Source organism: Mangrovicoccus ximenensis (assembly GCF_003056725.1).
Taxonomy (GTDB): domain Bacteria; phylum Pseudomonadota; class Alphaproteobacteria; order Rhodobacterales; family Rhodobacteraceae; genus Mangrovicoccus; species Mangrovicoccus ximenensis.
Genome location: NZ_QBKZ01000004.1, coordinates 187,233 through 209,700, shown reverse-complemented (window position 1 = coordinate 209,700; position 22,468 = coordinate 187,233). Strand labels below are relative to the sequence as shown.

General features: G+C 68.9%; 24 protein-coding genes and 3 pseudogenes. 12 read left to right on the top strand and 15 right to left on the bottom strand.

Annotated features, from left to right (window positions below):
- Positions 1-20: 20 nt before the first annotated feature.
- The 4 genes and pseudogenes from C7T91_RS39335 to C7T91_RS10125 all read right to left on the bottom strand — a co-directional run.
- Positions 21-116: pseudogene (locus tag C7T91_RS39335) on the bottom strand (hypothetical protein); the annotation flags it as partial.
- Entirely contained in the window at positions 116-547 is a 432-nt protein-coding gene (locus C7T91_RS10135) for an amidase family protein (protein ID WP_108259124.1), read from the bottom strand. The gene C7T91_RS10135 and the pseudogene C7T91_RS39335, both read right to left, overlap by 1 nt.
- Before the next feature lie 55 nt (positions 548-602).
- Positions 603-1,520, bottom strand: a complete 918-nt coding sequence (locus C7T91_RS10130; RefSeq protein ID WP_108259123.1) for a branched-chain amino acid ABC transporter permease — start codon at positions 1,518-1,520, stop codon at positions 603-605.
- A 36-nt stretch (positions 1,521-1,556) separates the two neighbouring features.
- On the bottom strand, positions 1,557-2,714 hold the full coding sequence (locus tag C7T91_RS10125; RefSeq protein ID WP_108259122.1) for an ABC transporter substrate-binding protein: 1,158 nt from the start codon (positions 2,712-2,714) through the stop codon (positions 1,557-1,559).
- A 210-nt stretch (positions 2,715-2,924) separates the two neighbouring features.
- Here C7T91_RS10125 and C7T91_RS10120 point away from each other — a divergent pair, with 210 nt between their 5' ends.
- Positions 2,925-3,239, top strand: coding sequence for a phosphonate C-P lyase system protein PhnH (locus C7T91_RS10120; protein WP_108259121.1), 315 nt, complete (start codon positions 2,925-2,927; stop codon positions 3,237-3,239).
- Positions 3,239-3,736: pseudogene (locus C7T91_RS10115) on the top strand (carbon-phosphorus lyase complex subunit PhnI); the annotation flags it as partial. The gene C7T91_RS10120 and the pseudogene C7T91_RS10115, both read left to right, overlap by 1 nt.
- A 40-nt stretch (positions 3,737-3,776) precedes the next feature.
- Here the strand turns inward: C7T91_RS10115 and C7T91_RS10110 are convergent.
- Both C7T91_RS10110 and C7T91_RS10105 read right to left on the bottom strand, forming a co-directional pair.
- The gene (locus C7T91_RS10110) at positions 3,777-4,307 is read right to left on the bottom strand and encodes a CYTH domain-containing protein (RefSeq protein ID WP_161555836.1); all 531 of its coding nucleotides are present in this window, start codon (positions 4,305-4,307) and stop codon (positions 3,777-3,779) included.
- A gap of 373 nt (positions 4,308-4,680) precedes the next feature.
- A complete protein-coding gene (locus tag C7T91_RS10105) occupies positions 4,681-5,316 on the bottom strand; it encodes a TetR/AcrR family transcriptional regulator (RefSeq protein ID WP_108259119.1) in 636 nt (211 codons plus the stop codon).
- A gap of 294 nt (positions 5,317-5,610) precedes the next feature.
- Here C7T91_RS10105 and hpbA point away from each other — a divergent pair.
- From hpbA to C7T91_RS10090, 3 genes and pseudogenes are all read left to right on the top strand, one after another.
- Positions 5,611-6,831: pseudogene (gene hpbA / locus C7T91_RS10100) on the top strand (N-methyl-L-proline N-demethylase HpbA); the annotation flags it as partial.
- Positions 6,740-7,156, top strand: a complete 417-nt coding sequence (locus C7T91_RS10095; RefSeq protein ID WP_108259118.1) for a type III PLP-dependent enzyme domain-containing protein — start codon at positions 6,740-6,742, stop codon at positions 7,154-7,156. The pseudogene hpbA and the gene C7T91_RS10095, both read left to right, overlap by 92 nt.
- 2 nt (positions 7,157-7,158) lie before the next feature.
- A complete protein-coding gene (locus tag C7T91_RS10090) occupies positions 7,159-7,899 on the top strand; it encodes a GntR family transcriptional regulator (protein WP_108259117.1) in 741 nt (246 codons plus the stop codon).
- Here the strand turns inward: C7T91_RS10090 and C7T91_RS10085 are convergent.
- The 3 genes from C7T91_RS10085 to C7T91_RS10075 are packed head-to-tail and all read right to left on the bottom strand — an operon-like array spanning position 7,896 to position 11,932.
- Complete coding sequence (locus C7T91_RS10085) at positions 7,896-8,984, bottom strand: ornithine cyclodeaminase (RefSeq protein ID WP_330848836.1); 1,089 nt, start codon at positions 8,982-8,984, stop codon at positions 7,896-7,898. The genes C7T91_RS10090 and C7T91_RS10085 overlap by 4 nt on opposite strands.
- Positions 8,985-8,988: 4 nt before the next feature.
- A complete protein-coding gene (locus C7T91_RS10080) occupies positions 8,989-11,343 on the bottom strand; it encodes a TRAP transporter large permease subunit (RefSeq protein WP_108259116.1) in 2,355 nt (784 codons plus the stop codon).
- Complete coding sequence (locus C7T91_RS10075; RefSeq protein WP_108259115.1) at positions 11,336-11,932, bottom strand: TRAP transporter small permease subunit; 597 nt, start codon at positions 11,930-11,932, stop codon at positions 11,336-11,338. Before C7T91_RS10075 ends, C7T91_RS10080 begins: the two co-directional genes overlap by 8 nt.
- Before the next feature lie 11 nt (positions 11,933-11,943).
- Here C7T91_RS10075 and C7T91_RS10070 point away from each other — a divergent pair, with 11 nt between their 5' ends.
- A complete protein-coding gene (locus tag C7T91_RS10070) occupies positions 11,944-12,147 on the top strand; it encodes a hypothetical protein (RefSeq protein WP_145962834.1) in 204 nt (67 codons plus the stop codon).
- Between the two features lie 136 nt (positions 12,148-12,283).
- The gene (locus C7T91_RS10065) at positions 12,284-13,144 is read left to right on the top strand and encodes an aldo/keto reductase (RefSeq protein WP_108259113.1); all 861 of its coding nucleotides are present in this window, start codon (positions 12,284-12,286) and stop codon (positions 13,142-13,144) included.
- A 748-nt stretch (positions 13,145-13,892) separates the two neighbouring features.
- On the opposite strand, the gene C7T91_RS10060 is transcribed toward C7T91_RS10065, so the two are convergent.
- From C7T91_RS10060 to C7T91_RS10045, 3 genes are all read right to left on the bottom strand, one after another.
- Positions 13,893-14,321: an organic hydroperoxide resistance protein gene (locus tag C7T91_RS10060; RefSeq protein ID WP_108259112.1), complete on the bottom strand. Its 429-nt coding sequence runs from the start codon at positions 14,319-14,321 to the stop codon at positions 13,893-13,895.
- 583 nt (positions 14,322-14,904) lie between these two features.
- Positions 14,905-15,045 (bottom strand): hypothetical protein, encoded by a 141-nt coding sequence (locus C7T91_RS32440; protein ID WP_161555835.1) that lies wholly within the window; start codon positions 15,043-15,045, stop codon positions 14,905-14,907.
- The gene (locus C7T91_RS10045) at positions 15,042-16,055 is read right to left on the bottom strand and encodes a hypothetical protein (RefSeq protein ID WP_145962833.1); all 1,014 of its coding nucleotides are present in this window, start codon (positions 16,053-16,055) and stop codon (positions 15,042-15,044) included. Before C7T91_RS10045 ends, C7T91_RS32440 begins: the two co-directional genes overlap by 4 nt.
- A gap of 212 nt (positions 16,056-16,267) precedes the next feature.
- Here C7T91_RS10045 and pheS point away from each other — a divergent pair, with 212 nt between their 5' ends.
- The 4 genes from pheS to C7T91_RS10025 all read left to right on the top strand — a co-directional run bounded on the left by pheS (position 16,268) and on the right by C7T91_RS10025 (position 19,502).
- Positions 16,268-17,347 (top strand): phenylalanine--tRNA ligase subunit alpha, encoded by a 1,080-nt coding sequence (gene pheS / locus C7T91_RS10040; RefSeq protein ID WP_108259387.1) that lies wholly within the window; start codon positions 16,268-16,270, stop codon positions 17,345-17,347.
- On the top strand, positions 17,344-17,625 hold the full coding sequence (locus C7T91_RS10035) for a YrhK family protein (RefSeq protein ID WP_108259108.1): 282 nt from the start codon (positions 17,344-17,346) through the stop codon (positions 17,623-17,625). The genes pheS and C7T91_RS10035 overlap by 4 nt, the downstream gene beginning before the upstream one ends.
- Positions 17,626-17,724: 99 nt before the next feature.
- Positions 17,725-18,045 (top strand): cupin domain-containing protein, encoded by a 321-nt coding sequence (locus C7T91_RS10030; RefSeq protein ID WP_108259107.1) that lies wholly within the window; start codon positions 17,725-17,727, stop codon positions 18,043-18,045.
- Positions 18,046-18,068: 23 nt separating this feature from the next.
- Entirely contained in the window at positions 18,069-19,502 is a 1,434-nt protein-coding gene (locus tag C7T91_RS10025; protein ID WP_108259386.1) for a cobyric acid synthase, read from the top strand.
- Positions 19,503-19,545: 43 nt separating this feature from the next.
- Here the strand turns inward: C7T91_RS10025 and hisH are convergent, their stop codons facing one another.
- Both hisH and hisB read right to left on the bottom strand, forming a co-directional pair.
- Positions 19,546-20,184, bottom strand: a complete 639-nt coding sequence (hisH, locus tag C7T91_RS10020) for an imidazole glycerol phosphate synthase subunit HisH (RefSeq protein WP_108259106.1) — start codon at positions 20,182-20,184, stop codon at positions 19,546-19,548.
- Positions 20,184-20,771 (bottom strand): imidazoleglycerol-phosphate dehydratase HisB, encoded by a 588-nt coding sequence (hisB, locus tag C7T91_RS10015; protein WP_108259105.1) that lies wholly within the window; start codon positions 20,769-20,771, stop codon positions 20,184-20,186. Before hisB ends, hisH begins: the two co-directional genes overlap by 1 nt.
- A gap of 165 nt (positions 20,772-20,936) precedes the next feature.
- On the opposite strand from hisB, the gene C7T91_RS10010 reads away from it, so the two are divergent.
- On the top strand, positions 20,937-22,145 hold the full coding sequence (locus tag C7T91_RS10010; protein ID WP_108259104.1) for a DegT/DnrJ/EryC1/StrS family aminotransferase: 1,209 nt from the start codon (positions 20,937-20,939) through the stop codon (positions 22,143-22,145).
- Between the two features lie 61 nt (positions 22,146-22,206).
- Here the strand turns inward: C7T91_RS10010 and C7T91_RS32435 are convergent, their stop codons facing one another.
- Complete coding sequence (locus C7T91_RS32435) at positions 22,207-22,362, bottom strand: hypothetical protein (protein ID WP_161555834.1); 156 nt, start codon at positions 22,360-22,362, stop codon at positions 22,207-22,209.
- Between the last annotated feature and the right edge of the window lie 106 nt (positions 22,363-22,468).

Below are 22,468 nucleotides of genomic sequence, written 5' to 3'. Positions count from 1 at the left end.
GTCGTGCCGGCCGCATCGGCCATGATCCAGTCGCCGCGCTGCGCCAGGGTGACCGGGATCCGCTCCCAGACCGCATCCACCGCCCCGGCAAAGGTGGCGGCGCCGAGATGCTGCATCACCGCCACGGCCCCGGCCTCGTCGCCATACCGGCCTCCTGCCCGTCGATCACCGGCGGAAAGGCCTCGGCCGCGGGCCAGGGATGCGCCGCCGAGGCCGGGGTCAGGATGGCGTCCCAGCCCCAGAGCCCGCGCGCCGCCTCGCGCAGCGCAAAGACATGGCCGAGAATGTCATAGAGCAGCGTCGCCGGGGCCGCTGCGCCGCGTGCGGCCATCTCCCGGTATTTCTCGGCGGCAGCGGCACCGACGACCGGGTCTTCGGCAAAATACCGCGCCAGGCCGATCTCGCCGATCTTGCTCCATTGCGCGTTGAGCGGCGCGAGATCATGCGGCAGCGGCCCCTGCGCGATTTCGTGGCCCCGGGCGCGCAGGGCGTCGACCGTGGCCTCGAAGCCTGCGATGATCTCCGGGTCGCAGGGCGCATCCGGCATGCGGGCGACGGCGAGGATGCGGGACGGCCGCGCCTCAGCCTCGGCGCCGCGGCCCTCACGGCGCCCTCCCGAACAGGCCGTTCGGCCGCCAGCTGAGCACTGCCGCCATCAGCAGGTAGACGAGCATCGGCGCCAGCACCCGGCCGGCCTGCGCGGCGGCGGCGGGGTCCATGACGAGCTTCAGCCAGATCGGCCCGAAGATGCGGCCCACCGTGTCGACGATGCCGACGAGCAGCGCGCCGGCGAAGGCGCCCTTCACCGAGCCGACGCCGCCGATCACGATGACGACGAAGGTCAGGATCAGGATCTGCTCGCCCATGCCGGGATCGACCGACAGGACCGGCGAGACCAGCGCGCCGGCAAAGCCTGCCAGCATCGCGCCGAGGGCGAAGACCAGCATGAAGAGCCGCGAGATGTCGGTGCCGAGCGCGGCCACCATCGGCCGGTTCGAGGCGCCCGCGCGGAGCAGCATCCCGGTGCGGGTGCGGGTGATCAGCCACCAGAGGCCGAGCGCGGTGGCGAGCCCCGCGGCGATGATCGCGATCCGGTAGACCGGGTAGCGCAGCGGACCCGCGAGCGGCACGGAGCCCGAAAGGAGTTCCGGCATGGCGACGTTGAGCGGCGCGGAGCCCCAGAGGATCTTCACCCCCTCGGACAGGATCAGCATCAGTGCGAAGGTGGCCAGCACCTGGTCGAGATGCGGCCGGTCGTAGAGCCTTCGGAAGACCAGCCATTCCAGCACCAGTCCCACGGCCAGCGTGGTGCCGAGCGCCAGCAGGAGGCCAAGCCAGAAGCTGCCGGTCTCCAGCGCGAACATCGCCATCAGATAGGCGCCCAGCATGTAGAGCACGCCATGGGCGAGATTGATGAAATCCATGATCCCGAAGACCAGCGTCAGCCCGGCGGCGACGAGGAACAGCAGGATGCCGAATTGCGCCCCGTTCAGGAGCTGGAGCAGGAAGAGATTGGCCATGGGATCATGCGGCGGGCCGGGGCCCGCCTTCAGGGATCAGTTTGCGGTGCAGGCGCCGGCATAGGCGTCGACATAGTCGGCCACGACCAGCTCCTTGGCGGAGGTTGCGAAGGCGCCGTCTTCGCGCTGGACCACCTCGGTCAGGTAGAAATCCTGCACCGGGAACTGGTTGGCGCCGAAGGCGAACTTGCCGCGCAGGCTGGGGAAGTCGGCGGTCTTCAGCGCCTCGCGCAGCGCGTCGCGGTCTTCGGTCCCGGCCTCTGCGATGGCGGCGTCGAGCAGCATCACCGCGTCATAGGCATAGGCGGCGTAGCTCGCCGGAACCCGGCCGTATTCGGAAACGAAGGCCTCGACGAATTCGGCATTGCCCGGCATGTCCAGATCCGGCGCCCAGGAGCCCGAGGAGAACTTGCCGAGCGCGGCCTCCTGCATCGCCGGCAGCGTGGTCTCGTCGGTGGTGAAGCTCGACAGCATCGGGATGCCCGACAGCCCGGCCTGTTCGTACTGCTTGACGAAGTTCACCCCCATGCCGCCGGGCAGGAAGGCATAGACCGCATCCGGCTGGAAGGCCGCGATCTGCGCCAGCTCGGCGGAGTAGTCGAGCTGGCCGAGCTGGGTCAGCAGCTCGGTGGTGACGCTGCCTTCATAGGTGCGCTTGAAGCCGCCCAGATGGTCCATTCCGGCCTGGTAGTTCGGCGCGATCAGCACGACATTGCCGTAGCCCGCGCTGTTGGCATGGGAGCCCATCACCTGGTCGGGCTGGTCGTTCTGGTAAGAGACGACGAAGATGTCGGGATTGCAGCCCTCGCCCGCGAAGACCGACGGCCCGGCATTCGGCGACAGCAGGAACGCGCCGCCCTCGGTGACCGGACCGGCGATCGCCGCCATGATGTTGGAGAAGATCGGGCCGATTACGAAGTCCGCGCCGTCGCTTTCCACCAGCCGGCGGGCCTTCTGCGCGGCGATGTCGGGCTTGCCCTCGGCATCGGTCACCAGGAACTCGGCCTCCTGCCCGCCGAGCGTGCCGCCCAGATCCTTCAGCGCCAGCAGCGCGCCGTCGCGGGCATGTTCGCCGAGCACCGCGGGGGGGCCGGACAGCGTCAGCAGGACGCCGACCTTGACCGGTTCGGCGGAGGCGATGGCGGGCAGCGCGGCGGCGCCAAGGGCGAGAACGGAAAGAGTGGAGCGCAGCATGCGGAAATCCCTGTCGGTCGTGTGTCGCGGGCTCTGGGGGCCCTTCACGCGGAAGTGTTGCCCGCTGCGCGGCGAATGGCGACGTGCCAACGGGCCGCAGGGGGCGCGGGCGGTGCTTCCCCGGCGGCGGCTCCGGCGCTAAGCTCGGGGGCATGAAACTTGCCCTCCTGCAGATGCCCGCCGACCTCGCCACCACCGCGGACCGCCTCGATGCGCTCGCTGCTGCCATGGCGGCAGCGCGCCTTTGCCGTTGGCACTTGGGAGGCGCTGGCGCCGCACGGCCGCTTCCGTGCCGGTACGCCCGACTATCCCGACCGCTCCGCGACGCTGATCGCGGAACTGCCGCGGCTTGCCGCCAAAGGCGCGCGCCTGTCAGGCCCCGGGATCGCCGGCGAGGCCTGGCTGTCCCTGCCGGAAAAGGAGGCCTTCCGCGCGAATGCGGCGCGCTTCCCGCTCGGGCTGGATTTCCTGTTCACCAGCGGCATGCGTCTGGCGGCGCTGCCGCGCAGCACGCGGGTCGGCTGATGTATGTTGCAGTCAAGGGCGGCGAGCGCGCCATCGGGAATGCCCATGCCTGGCTGGAGGAGGAGCGCCGCGGAGATGCCGGCGTGGCGGAACTCTCGGTCGCGCAGATCCGCGAGCAGCTGGCGCTGTCGGTCAACCGGGTGATGGCCGAAGGCGCGCTGCACGACCCCGATCTGGCCGCGCTTGCGATCAAGCAGGCCCGCGGCGACCTGGTGGAGGCGGTGTTCCTGATCCGGGCCTACCGCACGACGCTGCCGCGCTTCGGCGCGACGCAGCCGGTGGAAACCGCGGAGATGGCCTGCGACCGGCGCATCTCGGCAACCTTCAAGGATCTGCCCGGCGGGCAGGTGCTGGGCCCGACCTTCGACTATGCCCACCGGCTGCTGGAATTCCGCCTCGCCGCCGAAGGCGGGACGCCCGAAGCGGCGCCGGAGCATCCCGCGGCGCCGGAGCCGGTGCCGCATGTGGCGGCGTTCCTCGGCCGCGAAGGGCTGATCGCGATCAGCGCGCGCCGCCTCTAGGGGGCGCAGGGTCCGGTCAGTTGCGGGCCTGCAGGGGCTGGTCCTGCGCCGCGGTCCGCGTCCGGCCCGGCTGGCGGTCGCGGCCGGCTTCGGGATGGCGCTTCACCATGTTGCCGGTGCGGTATTCGGGGCAATCGGTGATCTCGCGGCCCAGCCAGCCGGGCAGCGCAAAGGTCGTGTCCTCGGAAGGCAGCTCGACTTCCGCGATGATCACCCCGTCGAGCGATCCGTGATATTCGTCGACCGTCCATTCGAAGCCGCCGCAGGACAGGATGTGGCGGGTCTTGCACAGCTGGCCGAACGGGCAGTGCCGGTCGAGCAGCACCTGCGCATCCTCGAAGGGAATCTCGTATTCGAACTCGTCGCGGGTGAATCCGCTTTTCGGACCCTTCAGCGTCAGAACGGCGGTGTCGCCGATGCAGCGCACCCGGACCTTGCGGCCGTTGTCATAGGACATCAGCCCGTCGCGCAACTCGGTCACCTGGCGGGCGTCCCGCCGCCAGCTTTCGCCGCTTACAAGGAACTTGCGTTCGATTTCTTTCGCCATGGACGTCTCCGGAACTGGTACTGTGGTTCCCCGCATGGTTGCGGACATGCGGGACCCGGCGCGGGTTTGGCCTTGCAAGCCGCGAGAAACAAGGCATTTATCATGAATCTTTACCGGATTGATAATGTTTCACGCTCCGGTTGAAAAGGCGCGACGTCTCCTGCCCGGCGGAATTCCGGCGCTTTACGCGCCGCCACAGGGCGGACGGTCGGGCTGCATCCCCGAATATGAAGGCGATCCTTGCAGCTCGTCCATGGCATTGTCTTCCTCTCGGACCGGGCGGGAGGTGCTCCCGGCACTGGCTCCGGCGAGGTTCGGCCATCGTTGCCTCAAGGGCAATATCGACCAAAGGCGGACATATGCGCACGAATGATTATGTTCCGGGGCGGCGCCCGATCCGGGCGGTGGCCCGCTCCATCTCCGGCCCGGACGGGCGCTTGCCGGTATAGATCTCGACATAGCTGGGGAACCGCGCGAGCCGGTCGGCCAGCGGCTCCTCGACCCGCATCGAGATGTAGCCGACCTGCACGAGATAGATGGTGCGTGCCCGCACATCGGCGTCGAGCGCGTCATGGCCCCAGTATTCCAGGAGCGCCCGCAATGCCGCCAGGCGTTCGGCATCCGCCGCCTGCAGCCGCGCCAGCACCGCCGGATCCTGCTGCGCCCAGGCCCGCACCGCCAGTTCCAGCCGCGCGTCGAAGCCCGCATCCGGCAGGAAGGTGGAGATCACCGTCAGCATCGCCTCGGTCTCGGTCGCCGCATAGTCGCGCGCAGCCGCCACCAGCACCCGCGTGGTGGTTTCCTCCCAGCGGTTCAGCAGCATCGCCAGAAGCTGGCGGCGGTCCTTGAAGAACCAGTAGAAGCTGGTGCGCGACAGCTTCAGCGCGGTCGCCAGCGGCATGATCTTCACCGCATCGACGCCCTTCTCCACGAGCGCCTCATAGGCGGCCTCGAGCCAGACATCCTGGGATCCGCGCCAGCCGCGCTCGGGAAGGGGGTCACCGGTCATGGTTCCGGTTACGCCGCCGCGGCGTGGCGGGGCAAGCGGAAAGGCGGGGCTGCCCAGAAAATGTACGTTGGTGACCATTTTCAGGCGCTGGCCCCGTCGTCGCGGATTGCGTGTTCTTCGCTGCAGATCGGCGCCAACAGGTTGGAGTATCGATATTTCCTATCTGCTCTTCGGAAGTGTCTTCCGGAAGAGGCGCCGGGATGCGGTGCAGGGCAGTCAGTCGCGACTTGACAGGTATGTACATTTCTGGCGGGGTGGCGGCATCCAAGGACTTCCACCCCAGGACGCCACGCCATGTCGAACGACCCGCTTCTGCAGCCCTACCAGCTCAAGCACCTGACGCTGAAGAACCGCATCATGATCACCTCGCACGAGCCTGCCTATCCCGAGGACGGCATGCCGAAGGACCGCTACCGCGCCTATCATGTCGAGCGTGCCAAGGCGGGCGTGGCGCTGACCATGACCGCCGGCTCGGCGAGCGTGTCGCGCGACAGCCCGCCGGTCTTCAACAACATCCTTGCCTGGAAGGACGAGGTGACCGGCTGGATGAAGAAGCTCGCCGACGAGTGCCATGACGAGGGCTGCGCGGTGATGATCCAGCTGACCCATCTCGGCCGCCGCACCCGCTGGGACAAGGCCGACTGGCTGCCCGTCGTCTCGCCCGGGCATGAGCGCGAGGCGGCGCACCGGGCCTTCCCGAAGAAGATGGAGGACTGGGACATCGCGCGGATCATCGGCGACTATGTCGATGCCGCCGAGCGGATGAAGGCTGCCGGGCTCGACGGGATCGAGATCCAGGCCTACGGCCATCTCGCCGACCAGTTCTGGTCGCCCTTGACCAACGATCTCGACGGCCCCTATGGCGGCTCGCTCGACAACCGGCTGCGCTTCACCTTCGAGATCCTCGAGGGCATCCGCGCGCGCTGCGGCGGGGATTTCCTGCTGGGCGTGCGCTATACCGGAGACGAGGACCTGCCGGGCGGGCTGACCCGCGAGGACGGGCTGGCGATCTCGCGCAAGCTGAAGGACTCGGGGCTGGTCGACTTCCTCAACGTGGTGAAGGGCCATATCGACACCGATGCCGGGCTGACCGACGTGATCCCGGTGCAGGGGATGCGCAATGCGCCGCATCTGGATTTCGCCGGCGAGATCCGCGCCGCCACCGATTTCCCGACCTTCCATGCCGCGAAAATCCCCGATGTCGCCACCGCGCGGCATGCGATCGCCGCCGGAAAGCTCGACATGGTCGGCATGACCCGCGCGCATCTGGCGGACCCGCATCTGGTGCGCAAGGTGATCGAGGGCCGCGAGGACGAGATCAGGCCTTGCGTCGGCGCCAATTACTGTCTCGACCGCATCTACCAGGGCGGCATGGCGCTCTGCCTGCACAACCCCTCGACGGGGCGCGAGATCGAGCAGCCCCATGCCATCGCGAAGGCGCCGGCGCAGAAGCGCGTCACCGTCGTCGGCGCCGGTCCCGCGGGCATGGAGGCGGCGCGGGTCGCGGCCGAGCGGCTTCGGCCAGGCGCTTTTCGTGCTGGCCACGGTGATCTCGGTGCCCGCGCCGGGCCGCGCGGTCTGCGATGCCGGGCTGAAGGCGCTGGCCGTCGACAGCGGACCGCCGGTCGCCCATGGCGTGCCCGGCGTCACCGTCGGCAAGGTCTCGGACGAGCATTGCACGCTTGACGATCCAGACGGCGTGCTGAAGCTGGGCGACATGATCCGCCTGATCCCGGGCCATTGCGACCCGACCTGCAATCTCCATGACTGGTATGCCGGCCTGCGCGGCGGCCGCGTCGAGACGCTCTGGCCGGTCACGGCGCGCGGCAAGGTGTTCTGACCGTGGCGGAGGAGGAGCCCCGCGGGACGCCGTCGCAGGTGTCGCTTGCCGTGGAGCTCCTGCGGGACCGGATCATCGACCTGACGCTGCCGCCCGGCAGCCGTATCGACGAACGGCTCCTCATCGACCGCTTCGGGCTGGGCCGGACGCCCGCCCGCGAGGCGCTCAACCGGCTGGCGGCGGAGGGCTTCGTGCTGTTCCGCCCGAACCGCGGCGGGGCGGTGGTGCAGCCGCTCGATTTCCGGGAATTCGAGCAGCTGATCGAAGCGCACCAGTTCTGCGAGGGCATGCTGGCGCATCGCTGCCGGCCGGACGCGCCGGGGCTGCTCGGAGACCTGCGGGACATCCAGGACCGCTATGCCGCGACGGTGGCGGCGCGGGATTTCCTCGAGATCACGAGGCTGAACGCGGCTTTCCACATGCGCATGTACGCGACGATGGAGAACGCGCTGATCGAGGACTTCGCCCGGCAGGTCCATGCAAGGGTGATGCGGGTGCTGAACTACACCTACCAGAACGAACTGGCCGATCCGGCGCACCAGGATGCGCAATTCGAACTGAACCTCGCGCAGCACGAGGACATCCTCGACGCGATGGCGGCGGGCGACCGGGGCCGCTTCGCCGCGCTTCTGGTGGATCACGGCGGGTACGTCTCGCGTCGGCTGGTGCATCTTCTGGAGCGGCGCCGGGTCGCGCTGGTGCCGGACTGGATCACCCCCGGACCGGCGCGCCCCGGAGGCTAGCCCCGGCCCTTCGAGCGTTCCAGCATGCCGAAGAGATCGCGGGGATCGTCGGGATCGGCCAGCATGTCGAGCGTGATGTGCGGCGCGCCCGCACGGACCCGGCCGAGCACGTAGCGCAGCGCCGAGAAATCCTCGATCGCGAAGCCGACGCTGTCGAACAGCGTGATCTCGCGCGGGTCGCGGCGCCCCGGCGCCGTGCCTTGCAGCACTTCCCAGAACTCGGTCACCGGATGGTCGGGGGCAAGCTGCTGGATCTCGCCCTCGATCCGGGTCTGCTCTGGATATTCGACGAAGATCGACGCGCGGTGGAGGATGTCGCGGTGCAGCTCGGTCTTTCCGGGGCAGTCGCCGCCGATCGCGTTGATATGGACGCCCGCGCCGACCATGTTGTCGGTCAGGATCGTCGCCTTCTGCTTGTCGGCCGTGCAGGTGGTGATCACCTGAGCGCCTTCCACCACCTCATGGGCGCTGCGGAAGGTATCGACCTCGAAGCCCTGCGCGCGCAGGTTCGCCGCCGCCTTCGCCGTGGCTGCCGGGTCGATGTCATGGAGCCTGAGCCGGGTGATCCCGCAGAGCGCGCGGAACGCCGCCGCCTGGAACTCGCATTGCGCGCCGTTGCCGATCATCGCCATCGTGCCGGCGCCCTCAGGCATCAGCCGCCGCCCGACCATGGCCGAGGTCGCCGCGGTGCGCAGGGCGGTCAGCAGCGTCATTTCGGTCAGGAGCAGCGGATAGCCGTTGTCGACCGAGGAGAGCACGCCGAAGGCGGTCACGGTCTGGTGGCCGGTCCGGGTGTTCTTCGGATGGCCGTTGACGTATTTGAACCCGTAATGCTCGGCATCGGCGGTCGGCATCAGCTCGATCACCCCCTCGCGCGAATGGCTGGCCACGCGCGGGGTCTTGTCGAATTCGGGCCAGCGCCGGAAATCGGCCTCGATATGATCCGCGAGATCGCGCAGCACGGTATCGAGGCCTTCGCGATGCACCAGCCGCATCATGTCCTGCACCGAGACGAAGGGCACCATCGCCAGCTCCGAAGGCGCCAGCGCGGCAAGGGTGTCGGGGGAAAGGGTCATGTCGTTCATGGGATCAGCTTCCTGTCCTGAAAAGGGCGTCGGTGCGGGCGGCCATCGCGGCGGCAAGCCCGGCGAAGAGCCTGGCGGAGCGGCCCTCCGGGTCGAGGGACGGGTTCAGCTCGACGAGGTCGAGCGAGGTGACGAGCCCGCTGCCGCCGAGGAGCGCCGCGATGCTGCGGGCCTGGCCGAGCGAGGCGCCGCCCGGCACGGCCGTGCCGACGGCAGGGGCGAGGGCAGGGTCGAGGAAATCGATGTCGAAGCTGACATGCAGGTCGCCGCCTGCGGCCGCGACCCGGCCGAGGAAGGTTTCCAGAGGGGCCTCCACCCCGTTGCGGTGCAGCTCTGCCATCCGGTGGAGCGCGATGCCGCTCGTGCCGAGCCGCGCCTCTTCGGCCGGATCGACCGAGCGGATGCCCATCATGCAGACATTCTCCGGCAGCACGCGGGCGGGCAGGGGCGGATAGGCCGCGAAATCCTCGGCTCCGGTGAAATACGCGGCGGGCGTGCCGTGCAGGTTGCCGCTTCCGGTGCTGCCCAGCGTGTGCAGGTCGGGATGGGCGTCGAGCCAGAGCACGAAGAACGGACGGCCCGCCGTTGCGGCGCGTGCTGCCATCGCCGGGACGCTTGCCGCCGACAGCGAGTGGTCGCCGCCGAGGAAGACCGGCAGCGCGGCCCGCTCGCCCGGCGGCAGGCCCAGCCCGCCTCCGCTGTCCGATGCCCCGCCTCCGATCGGCGGCAGGCCGAGGCTTCCGCCCGCGGGCGGCGCGACCTGGATCTGCGCAGGCGGCGGCGTCACCGGCTCCTGCTTGTAATGCGTGACCAGGTAGGGGAAGGCGATCACCGCGAGGATCATCGCCACGTTGATGAAGATGAACGGGATCGCGCCCTTGTAGATGTCCGTCGTCCGGATCGAGGGCATCCGGCGCCCGCTCCGCTCGTCCAGCCATTCCTTCGCCGGCGCGACGGAGCGCAGGTAGAAGAGTGAGAAGCCGAAGGGCGGCGTCAGGAAGCTGGCCTGCAGGTTGATGCCGAGGATCACCCCGAACCACACCAGGTCGATCCCGAGCGTCTGCGCGACCGGCGCCAGAAGCGGCACCAGGATGAAGGCGATCTCGAAGAAGTCGAGGAAGCAGCCGAGGATGAAGACCACGACCGTGACGACCAGCAGGAAGCCGTATTCGCCGCCGGGCAGGCCGAGCAGCAGCTCCTCCAGCCAGACATTGCCGTTCACCCCGTAGAAGGTCAGGCCGAAGACCCGCGCGCCGATCAGGATGAACATCACGAAGGCCGAGAGCGTCGTCGTCGCCTGCACCGAGGATTTCAGGATGCCGAAGGTCAGCCGCTTCTTCATCAGCGCCAGCAGGAGCGCGCCGACCGCGCCCATCGCGCCGCCCTCGGTGGGGGTGGCGATGCCGAGGAAGATCGTGCCGAGCACCAGGAAGATCAGCGCCAGCGGCGGGATCAGGACGATGATGACCTGCTCCGCCAGATGCGAGATGATCCCGAGCTTCATGCCGCGGTTCGCGACCGCGAAGAGGAAGATCGCGCCGACGGCCAGGGCGGCGGCGGCGACGAACTGGTTGGCGTCCGACAGATGGGTGAAGAGCACATGCGTGCCGAGCATGTAGATCGCCACGGCTGCGGCGATCGAGACCACCAGCGACATCACCCCGCCGCCCAGCGTCCGCTCCGACGCGGGCAGCGCCGGCACCAGCGAGGGCCGGAAGATCGACAGCAGGAAGATGTAGAGGCAGTAGGAGCCGACGAGGATCAGCGACGGCCAGAGCGCGCCGATATACATGTCGCCGACCGACACGCCCAGCTGGTCGGCCATGACAATCAGCACCAGCGACGGCGGCACGATTTGCGCCAGCGTGCCGGAGGCCACGATCGTGCCGGTGGCGACCGAGGGCGCGTAGCTGAACCGTTGCATGATCGGCAGCGAGATCAGCCCCATCGCGATCACCGAGGCCGCGACGACGCCGGTGGTGGCCGCGAGCAGCGCGCCGACCAGGATCACCGCATAGGCCAGGCCGCCGCGGACCGGGCCGAAGAGCTGGCCGATCGTGTCGAGAAGGTCCTCGGCCATGCCGGAGCGTTCCAGGATCAGCCCCATGAAGGTGAAGAACGGGATCGCCAACAGCGTGTCGTTCGACATGATGCCGAAGACCCGTTCGGGCTGCGCGCCGAGCAGGGGCCAGAACAGGTTGATCTCGCCGGGCGCGATCTCGGAAAGGCCGACGCCGACCACGAAGAAGAACAGCCCGCCCGCGGCGAGCGTCAGCGCGACCGGATAGCCGATCAGCAGCATGCCCATCACGGTGATGAACATGATCGGGGCGAGGTTGTGGGCGATCAACTCAAGCATTGGGCCGGCCTTCCTCTTCCATCATGTGGGCATGTTCGCGCAGTTCGGGCGGCAGGTGGTCCTCCTCGCCGTCGGACGGCATCGGCAGGTCGCCCTTCAGCATCGCCACGGTCTTCACGATCTCGGAAATCCCCTGGAAGACCAGCACGACGAACCCCGCCAGAACCAGCGCCTTCGCGGGCCACAGGATCAGCCCGCCTGCGTTCATCGAGGCCTCGCCGCTGCGGATCGAGCGCAGGAAGAACGGCCAGCTGAGCCAGGTCATCAGTACCACGAAGGGCATCAGGAACAGGATGTGGCAGAAGAGGTCGATCCACAGCCGCACGCGCTGGGACAGATGGGCCGATACGACGTCGATGCGGACATGCTCGTTCTTCTGCAGCGCCCAGGCGGCGGCCAGCATGAAGACCGCGCCGAAGAGATACCATTGCAGTTCGAGCCAGGCGTTCGACGACAGGTCGAAGGCCTTGCGGATGATGGCGTTCGCGGCGCTGACCAGCACGGCGGCGAGGATCAGCCAGGCAACGCTCCTGCCGATCCAGGCGGTGACCCGGTCTATGCCCCGGCTGCACCGGATGAGGAAATTCAAGATGCTCTCCCTTGCGCTTGGCCGCCGGTCACGTCCGCCGCGGCGCCGCGGGTCCCCCGGCGGGAGCGCAGGCGGGCGCCGACGGCTCGGCCTGGCCGCTCGGCTGGGTGCTGGCGCTCTCGGGCCTCGGCAGCTTCGGCGGAGCGCTGGTCCTGCGCCGCGCCGCCCGCCGCAGGGACCCGGAGATTGCCGCCATTCATGCACCCAGCTCATGAGCAGGTTGCAGTCCGCCCCGATTATCACGGCGCCCGGGCCGGACTAGATAGGGTTCACACGACGCGGACCGGCCATGCGGGCCGGGACCGCAGGACAAACGCGGCTCTGCGGAGCCAAGCAGGAAAGGCAGATCAGATGATCCTGGAAGAAACCCTCACCCTGTCCAACGGCGTCGAAATGCCGAAACTGGCCCTCGGCACCTGGATGATCGACGACGACAAGGTCGCCGAGGCCGTCAAGGCCGCCGTGGAAATCGGCTACCGCCATATCGACACCGCCCAGGCTTATGGCAACGAGCGCGGCGTCGGGATCGGCATTCGCGCCTGCGGTGTGGCGCGTGGCGATCTCTTCGTGCAGACCAAGCTGGCTGCCGAGGTCAAGGACTACGACGGCGCCAAGGCCGCCATCGACGGCTCGCTGGAGACGCTCGGCCTCGACTATATCGACCTGATGGTGATCCACAGCCCGAAACCCTGGATGGAATTCTCCGGCGAGGAGCGGTTCTTCGAGGGCAACCTCGCCGCCTGGAAGGCGCTGGAAGACGCCATGGAGGCCGGCAAGATCCGCGCCATCGGCGTGTCGAACTTCGAAGAGGCCGACCTGGCCAACCTGATCGACAACGCCTCGGTCAAGCCGATGATCAACCAGGTCCTGGCGCATATCGCCAATACCCCCTTCGCGCTGATCGACTACTGCAAGGCCAACGGCATCGCGGTCGAAGCCTATTCGCCGATCGCCCACGGCAAGATCCTCGACCATGCCGAGATCGGCGAGATGGCCGCGAAATACGGCGTCTCGGTGCCGCAGCTCTGCATCCGCTACGTGCTGCAGCTGGGCCTCGCCGCCCTGCCGAAGACCGCGAACCCGGCGCACATGAAAACGAATGCCGATGTCGGGTTCGAGATCTCCGACGCCGACATGGACGTGCTGAAGTCGATCGAGACCATCAAGGACTACGGCGACGCGAGCGTCTTTCCGGTCTACCAGAAGGTCTGACCCTGCCGCGCCCGGCACCGGGCGCACCCGGTCCTGCCGGCATCAGCGCCCGGTGCAGCGATGCGCCGGGCGTTCGCGTGCCGGACCGGCCATGGCCTTGGCAAACGGCATCGCGCCGGGACTTGGCAGCGTGTCCGGATTTCGGCGACCGCCTCATAGCGCTTGCGAAGGAAAGGTTGCGCCGCTCCCGCATCACGACTGTGCCGAGGCGGGCCGGATGCCGCGAAAGCCCCGGCAAACTTCCCGACGGCTGATCGTCCCGCACGTTCCGCCCCGCGAAGCCGCCGCTCTCGTTCGCGGGGCGGGCCCTGATGCAGGTCCGCGGCAGCGCCATCGCTTGCTGGCCGGAACGTCCCGTCTGGCGTTCGCCGACCAGCTGGCCGCGCCGCTCTTCCTGACTTGCCGCGAGGGAGAGGCAGGCAGGACGTGCCGGGACCTCCCCGCGGTGAAATGCCGAGACCCGGCGCCGCCCCTTGCAGCTCGGGAACATGCAGGGCGGGTTTCCGGTGCGCTGCCTGCCGAAACGCTGATCGCACGGCGCGCTGCCCCGGCGGGAGAACTCTCGGCTGGCAGCGCGACCTGCGCCTGAAGGTCCCCGCGCGCCAGATCACCAAGACGGCACCCCCAGGGAAACGGCCGCCCCCGCCGGAAGAGGACGGCGCCACGATGCGGGACGTCGCCGCGCACGGACGTCCCCGCAGGACGCGTCCGCAGTTGCCCGGCGGATGAAGCCGTCCTGCGCCGGGCGTCAGGCCAGCACAATCTCCACGTCGATATTGCCGCGCACCGCGTTGGAATAGGGGCAGACCTCATGGGCGCGCTCGGCGATGGCCCGCGCGGCCTGCGCATCCACGCCAGGCATCGACACTTCGAGCCGCACCGCCAGGGCAAAGCCGCCTTCCGGTCGGCCGCCGATGCCGACATGCGCCGTCACGGCGGCCTCCTCGGGCACGGTGCCGAGCTGTTCCGACTGGGCCGCGAAGCGCAGCGCGCTGAGATAGCAGGCGCCGTAGCCAAGCGCGAAAAGCTCCTCGGGATTGCAGCCCCGGCCGGTGCCGCCCAGCTCCTCCGGCATCGCCATGTCGAGGGCAAGCGCGCCATTGGCCAGTTCGGCGCGGCCGCTGCGCCCGCCGCCGGTGGCCTTGCCTGCGGTCCAGTACTTGAAATCGAGGGACATGCGGGTCTCCGTTCGTCGCAGCCTGCATCCCAGCGCATCTAGCCCCGCCGTCCCGCGCCGTCGCGGGGCCGCGCGCCGATGGGTCCGCGGTCGCCGCGGCCACGCTGGCCCAGCCGGTTTCGGCGGCCAGCATCGGGGCATGGGCGGGCAGCATCCGCCAGGCCGCGGCCGCTGCGGGTGCCTCTGCGGGGATGGTGATGCTTAATCCGCCGGGGATCGGCTCCTGCTGCGGGGCCGGCATGGCGGCCAGCATGTCCATGTCCTGCAGGTGCCGCTGCAATGCACCGATATCGGCCTTGCTCCAGTCGGTGGACGGATCGGCCCGCAGCAGCGCCACGATCTCGGCAATGGCGGCGAAGGCGGCCTGCCCGGTCTCGGTGGGAATCGCCCCGTGGCCCGGCATGGCGTGGGGGCCCGGGGCGCCGGGAGCGGATTGCGCCTGGGCAGAGGCTGCGGCGGGCAGCAGGACAAGCAGGAGCGCGAAGCGGATCATGGCAGTCTCCGGAGAGTTGCCGCCCGAGGATGGCGCCGCCGCCGGGGCGCCGGCTTGACCGGGATCAGCCGGGACCGGGCGCCGGTTCCGTCACCTGGCATGGCTGATGCTGTCCTGGTGGCGCTGCAGCTCCGGGGGCCAGGAGCGGCGGATATGGGCGAGAATGTCGAGGATATCGGTCTCGGCGAGGGTGCCGCGGAAGCCCGGCATCCCGCTCGGCACGCCGGTCACCCCCATCGCCGCGAGCGTTTCGGCGCCGCCGTCCCGGACATAGGCGAGAAGCATGTCCGTGGCGTGGTGCCAGGTATGGCCCGAGGCGTCATGCGGCGGCGCCGGCTGGAGGCCGTCCGGACCCGCGCGCCGCCAGTCCGGCTGACCTTCGAGTCGGCGGCGGTGCCGGAGGCCTCGTCGGCCGCTGCCCGCGCCAGCACCACGTTGCGCCGCAGCGACAGCAGCCCTGCCGCAGGATCGGTCTCGGCCAGGATGGCGTCCAGCGCCTCGGACAGGCGCTCGTCATCGCTGAAGGTCGCCGCGGTGGCGCGGATGTTCGCGGCCATGGTTTCGGCATTGCGCTGCGCGTCGTCCACCCCGGCGGGATCGTCGGCCGAAGCCCCGGTGAGGATCACCGACAGCAGCGTCGTTGCCCGGCGTTCCAGCTGGACCGCCTCGCTCATCTTTTCCAGGGCGATGCTCCGGGCCAGGGCGCTGGTTCCGGGAACCGTCCCGCGGGCGATGGCCAGCTGCTCGCCCCAGATGCGCTGCAGCTCGCCCTGCGCGACGGCCACCTTTTCCACCAGCCCGTCGCTGCGCTCCAGCGTCGCCTCGTCGTCGCGCAGCTCGTCGCGGCGGGTCTTGGAAATGTCGGCGATGGCCCGGGTGATCCGGTCGTCCTGGGCGCTGAATTCCGCGCGTTGCGCCTCCGGCAGGCCCTCTGCGAATCCGTCGAGCTGCAGCAGCTGGTCCTGCAATCCGGCGGTCAGCTGGTCGATGTCCTGCGCCGTTCCGGCAATCAGCAGCGAGGACAGGTTCTTGGCGATCTCCGACACGGCTTCGGTCATCTTCGAACTCTGGCGCAGCGCGGGGACTTCGCGGGTCTCGAAGCGGTCGAGATTGCGGCTGAAATCTCCGAAAACGCTCAACGAGGTGGCGACGGCGAAGATGGTCAGCGCGGCGAGCAGGACGATAATCCCGCCGACCTTGACGCCGACGCTGCCTGCCATTCGGCGCAGGGATGCGAGCATGCCAAATCCTTTCCCGTGGCGGCAGGCGGCAGCCGATGGCGCCTGTCCGGGTCCCCTAAATGAACCCTCGGCGTTTCCGGCCTGTTAAGCTGCAACGCCAAACTGCATCAAATTTTGCCTATCCGGGCGCCGGGCGCTGCCGCCGCCTGCCGTGCTTGCATCTCGGCCCCCCTTTGGGTAGCGGAGGGCGGAGCTTGAAGAATGAGGCGGCCATGAGCGAGTTGCGCGGGAAATATCTGGAGCTGATCGCCGGAGCGGCGGACGAGGACACGCTCGAGGCGCTGCGTGTGCAGGCCGTCGGCAAGAAGGGCGAGATCAGCCTGAAGATGCGCGAGCTGGGCAAGATGAGCCCGGAAGAGCGCCAGGTCGCGGGCCCGGCGCTGAACGCGCTGAAGGACGAGATCAACTCGGCGCTGGCGGCGAAGAAGGCCGCGCTGGCCGATGCCGCGCTGGAGGAACGCCTGCGCGCCGAATGGCTCGACGTGACGCTTCCGGGCCGTCCGGCGGCGCGCCGCGGCGGCACCGTGCACCCGATCAGCCAGGTCACCGAGGAAGTCGCGGCGATTTTCGCCGACATGGGCTTCGCCGTGGCCGAAGGGCCGCAGATCGAGAGCGACTGGTACAATTTCGACGCGCTGAACATCCCCGGCCACCACCCGTCGCGCCAGGAGATGGACACGTTCTACATGCACCGCGCCGAGGGCGACGACCGCCCGCCGCATGTGCTGCGCACCCATACCTCGCCGGTGCAGATCCGCGCGATGCAGAAGACCGGCGCGCCGATCCGGGTGATCGCGCCGGGCCGCGTCTACCGCGCCGACTACGACCAGACCCACACGCCGATGTTCCACCAGGTCGAGGGCCTCGCCATCGACAAGGACATCTCGATGGCCAACCTCAAATGGGTGCTGGAGGAATTCTGCCGGTCGTTCTTCGAGGTGGACGATGTCGAGCTGCGTTTCCGCGCCTCGCACTTCCCCTTCACCGAACCCTCCGCCGAGGTCGATATCCGCTGCTCCTGGGAAGGCGGCAGCCTGAAGATCGGCGAGGGCGACGGCTGGCTGGAAATCCTCGGGTCCGGCATGGTGCATCCGCATGTGCTGCGCGCCGGCGGGATCGACCCTGACCAGTGGCAGGGCTTCGCCTTCGGCATGGGGATCGACCGGATCGCGATGCTGAAATACGGCATCCCGGACCTGCGTGCCTTCTTCGACAGCGACCTGCGCTGGCTGCGCCATTACGGCTTCGGCGCGCTTGACGTCCCGACGCTGCAGGGTGGCCTCAGCCGTTGAGGCTGTTCGAACGGGACCACCGCCAGGGCGGCGCCGAAAAGCGCCGTCTCTACGCCGCCTTCGAGATCGCCTACACGGCCGTCGATTTCCTGGCAGCGGTCCTGTTCGTGATCGGCTCGGTCTTCTTCTTCTTCGACAGCCTGATGACCGCGGGCACCTGGCTTTTCCTCGCCGGTTCGCTCTGTTTCGCGCTGAAGCCGCCAATCCGGCTCTGGCGGGAATTGCGACTCGCCCGGATGGGCGATACGGAACAGCTTGCCGAGCGGGCCGAGGGCTAGTCCCCGCGGGTCCCCGGCCAAGAGTTCCGAGTTTGTTCGAATTTTAAGAAATTCTGAACCGACCGGGCATAGGAAACCGGACCCAGGAGGGATGAGGGCATGAGCAACGTGAAGGCAGTCAATCTCGCGGAGAAACTGGTGCCGTTCTCGGAAGAGCGCCAGGTCGGCGAGTTCAACGGCCGTCCGCTGCGCCGCGTGCTGCTGCCCGCCGGGGCCTGCTGCGACACCGCCGAAGGCGCGGTGGACTTCTTCCATGTCATCTCCGGGGCGCTGGAAATCGAGCTGCCCGAGGAATTGGTCGAGCTCGGCCGCGGCGAGATGTATGTCGTGCCCGCCGGGACCGGCTGCCGCGCCGCCGCGCTGGAAGAAACCGAGGTCATGCTGATCGACCGGAGTGCCGGACCGGCGCGCCTGCACTGAGCCCGTCCGTGGCAAAGGCGATCATGATCCAGGGGGCGGGCTCCAATGTGGGCAAGTCCATGCTGGTGGCGGGGCTTGCGCGGGCGTTCCGCGCGCGCGGGCTTTCGGTCCGGCCGTTCAAGCCGCAGAACATGTCGAACAACGCGGCCGTCACCGTCGATGGCGGCGAGATCGGCCGCGCCCAGGCGCTGCAGGCGCTGGCCTGCGGGGTCGAGCCGCATACCGACATGAACCCGGTGCTGCTGAAGCCCGAGACCGAGACCGGCGCGCAGGTCGTGGTCCATGGCCGCCGCGTCGCGACGGTGAAGGCGCGCGACTATGCCAAGCTCAAGCCTTCGCTGATGGCGCCGGTGCTGGAGAGTTTCAACCGGCTGAAATCGCAGGCCGATCTGGTGATCGTCGAAGGTGCGGGCTCGCCTGCCGAGGTCAATCTGCGGTCGGGCGACATCGCCAATATGGGCTTCGCGCGCGCCGCAGGCGTGCCTGTCGTGCTGGTCGGCGACATCGACCGCGGCGGGGTGATCGCCCAGCTGGTCGGCACCCAGGCGGTTCTGGACCCGGAGGACGCCGCGATGATCCGCGGCTTTGCCGTCAACAAGTTCCGCGGCGACGTGCGGCTCTTCGACGGCGGCGTCTCGCTGATCGAGGCGCGCACCGGCTGGCCCTCGCTCGGGGTCGTCCCCTGGTTCGGCGAGGCGCACCGCCTGCCGGCCGAGGACGCGCTCGACATCGCCGCCGGGCCGAAGGGGGGCAGGGTGAAAATCGCCTGCCTGTGCCTGTCGCGCATCGCCAATTTCGACGATCTCGATCCGCTCTCGGCGGAACCCGAGGTCGAAATCGTCATGGTCCGTCCCGGCGAGCCGGTCCCCGGCGACTGCGCGGCAGTGATCCTGCCGGGCACGAAATCGACCCGCGGCGACCTCGATTTCCTGCGGGGGCAGGGCTGGGACATCGACCTTGCCGCCCATCTGCGCCGGGGCGGCCGCGTGCTGGGCATCTGCGGCGGCTACCAGATGCTGGGGCAGGCGATCCGCGATCCCGACGGGCTCGAAGGCCCGCCCGGAGAGATGCCGGGGCTGGGTCTCCTGGACGTCGTCACCACCATGCATCCCGAGAAGCGGCTGACCCGGGTGACCGCGCGCCATGCCGGGTCGGGGCGCGAGCTTCAGGGCTACGAGATACACATCGGCGCGACCGAAGGCGCGGATCGGGCGCGGCCCTTCGCCCATGTCGGCGGGGCGCCGGAGGGGGCCATGTCGGGCGACGGCCGGGTCGAGGGGACCTATCTGCACGGGCTCTTCGCCGATGACGGCTTCCGCGCGGCCTGGCTCGCCGGTCTCGGCGCGGCGCCCTCGGGGCTCGGCTATGCCGCCGGGGTGGAGGAGGTGCTCGGCCGCCTGGCGGAGCACATGGAGGCGCATCTCGATCTCGACCGCCTGCTGTCGCTGGCAGGCTAGGACGGTCCGGCAGACGGGGCCGCCCGCCCCGCGCCGCACCCTGTCAGGGTTTCCAGCCGAGGAAGTTGGCGATCATCCGCAGGCCGGGTGCCTGGCTCTTCTCCGGGTGGAACTGCAGGCCGATGACATTGTCCTTCGCCACGATCGCCGTCACCTCGCCGCCATACTCGACATGTGCCAGCCGGTCCGCCGGGGTCTCGACATGGAACTGGTAGGAATGGACGAAATAGGCGTGGTCGCCGGTCTTCACGCCGTCGAGCACCGGATGCGCGCCGTCGATCACCAGATCGTTCCAGCCCATGTGCGGCACCTTCAGCGCCGGGTCCGAGGGCGTGATCTTCACCACCTCGCCCGCGATCCAGCCGAGCCCGCGCGTGTCCTCGTATTCGCGGCCCCAGGTGGCCAGCATCTGCATGCCGACGCAGATGCCCATGAAGGGCACGCCGCGCGACCGCACCGCCTCGACCATCGCCTCGTAGACCTGCGCATAGCTCTGCAGCCCGTGCAGGCAGGAGGGAAACGCGCCGTCGCCCGGAAGCACCAGCCGGTCGGCCCGCGCCACGTCCTCGGGCTTCGACGAGACGATCACCTCGCCCGCGCCGCTTTCCCGCGCCATGCGCTGGAACGCCTTCTCGGCCGAATGCAGGTTGCCGGATTCGTAGTCGATCAGCACCGTGACCATCAGAGCATGCCCTTGGTCGAGGGGATCGCGTCGGATTTGCGCGGATCGGTTTCCAGCGCGTCGCGCAGCGCGCGCGCCACCGCCTTGAAGGCAGCCTCGGCGATATGGTGGCTGTTCACCCCGTGCAGGCAGTCGACATGCAGCGTGATGCCGCCATGGGTGGCGATCGCCTGGAAGAACTCGCGCACCAGCTCGGTGTCGAAATTGCCGATCTTCTGGGTCGGGAAGTCGACGTTCCACACCAGGAAGGGCCGCCCCGACAGGTCGAGCGCCGCGCGCACCAGCGCGTCATCCATCGGCAGCAGGCACGAGCCGTAGCGCAGGATGCCCTTCTTGTTGCCGGCCGCCTTGGCCAGCGCCTGGCCGATCGCGATGCCGCAATCCTCGACGGTGTGGTGGTCGTCGATATGCAGGTCGCCTTCCGCGCGCAGCGTCAGGTCGACCAGGCTGTGCCGCGCGAGCTGGTCCAGCATGTGGTCGAAGAAGCCGACGCCGGTCTTCACGTCGTAGCTTCCGGTGCCGTCGAGATCGACGGTCAGCGTGATGTCGGTTTCCGCGGTCTTGCGGGTGATCGTGGCTTGGCGCATCGGAACGTCCTCCTGCGGGCTCCGTCTAGCGGTCCCGTGCGGGGAGGGAAAGGGGGCAGGGCTGTGTCCGGGGCGCATCATTCCCGCCTGCGGCCATGGCGTCATGGATCTGTCGCCGAATCCGGTTTACGGTTTTCCCGAAACAGACTTTCAGGAAACCCGAAGATGCCCGAAGATCTCGTCCCGCCGCTTGCTGCCGCTCCTGCCCTGGCGCCGAATGTCTATGACGCCGAGCCGATCCCCGAGGCAGCACGGCAGGAGGTCGAGCGCCTGCTCGCCTCGGGCGACCTGTTCCGCTACACCGCCGCCGCCGATGCGCCGGTCGCGCTGCTGGAGCGCGACTTCGCCGAGATGATGGGCGCGAAATACGCGCTGGCCGTGGCGTCGTGCTCGGCGGCGCTGTTCCTGTCGATGAAGGCGCTCGGCCTGCCGAAGGGCGCCAAGGTGCTGATCCCGGCCTTCACCTTCGCCGCCGTGCCCTCCGCCGTCGTCCATGCGGATTGCGAGCCGGTGCTGGTCGAGGTCGGCGCCAACTACCGGATCGACATGGCGGATTTCGCAGAGAAATTCACCGATGACGTCGCCTGCGTGCTGATCTCGCACATGCGCGGCCACACCTCCGACATGGACGCGATCCTCGCGCTCGCCGAGGCGAAAGGCGTGCCGGTGATCGAGGATGCGGCGCATTCCCTCGGCACGCTCTGGCACGGAAAGAAGATCGGCACGCTGGGCCGCGTCGGCTGCTTCTCCTTCCAGTCCTACAAGCTCTTGAACGCGGGCGAGGGCGGCATGCTGGTCACCGACGATCCGCAGGTGATCGCCCGCGCCGTCATCATGTCGGGCGCCTACGAACACAACTGGGCCAAGCACGGGCTGGTCGCCGAGATCGTGTCCGAGTGGCAGAACAAGCTGCCGCTCTACAATACCCGGCTGTCGAACCTCTCGGCGGCGATCGTGCGGCCGCAGCTCGCCGAGCTGCCGCGCCGGGTGCGCGACGGGCTGAGGAACCACGACTACGTGGCCGAGCGCCTGAACCGCTCGCCCTGGCTCGAGGTGCCGCCCTGCCTGGAGCCCGAGACCCGCGCGCCGGATTCGCTGCAATTCACGCTGACGGGCATGTCCGAAGACCAGGCCCGCGCCTTCATGGCGGCCGCCAAGGCGCGCGGCGCCTCGGTGCAGGTCTTCGGCCTCTCCGAGGACAATGCCCGCGCCTTCTGGAACTGGCAGTTCCTCGGGCCGGTCCCGGAACTGCCGAAGACCCGCGCGATGCTGATGACCGCCTGCGACACGCGGCTGCCCGCGCGGCTGACGCTGCCCGAGCTCGACATCATCGCCGAGGCGCTGATCGCGGCCGCCGAAGAAGTCATGGGCTGACGTCCCGCGCCGTCCTCCCCCGGCCCTGAGCCGGGGGCTCTCCTGCCTCCTGCCTCCGGCCTCAGAGGCTGATCAGCTTGTTCCGGCGCAGCTTTTCCAGCGTTTCCGTGTGGCTTTGCCAACGGCGATTCGCCTCCGCCCGGAGCAAATTCATGAGCCAGTCTGTCAGCACGGAAGTGACCAAGCCCAGGATGGTCTGTGCGGGGCTGTCCTTCATCCTCACATGCATCGCGACCATCACGGCGAAGGGCGCAAGCTCGCAGATAAATAGCGGAGGATCGAGGCCGTGGCGTTGCGTCAGAGCCGCGTCGCCTCGATCCGCG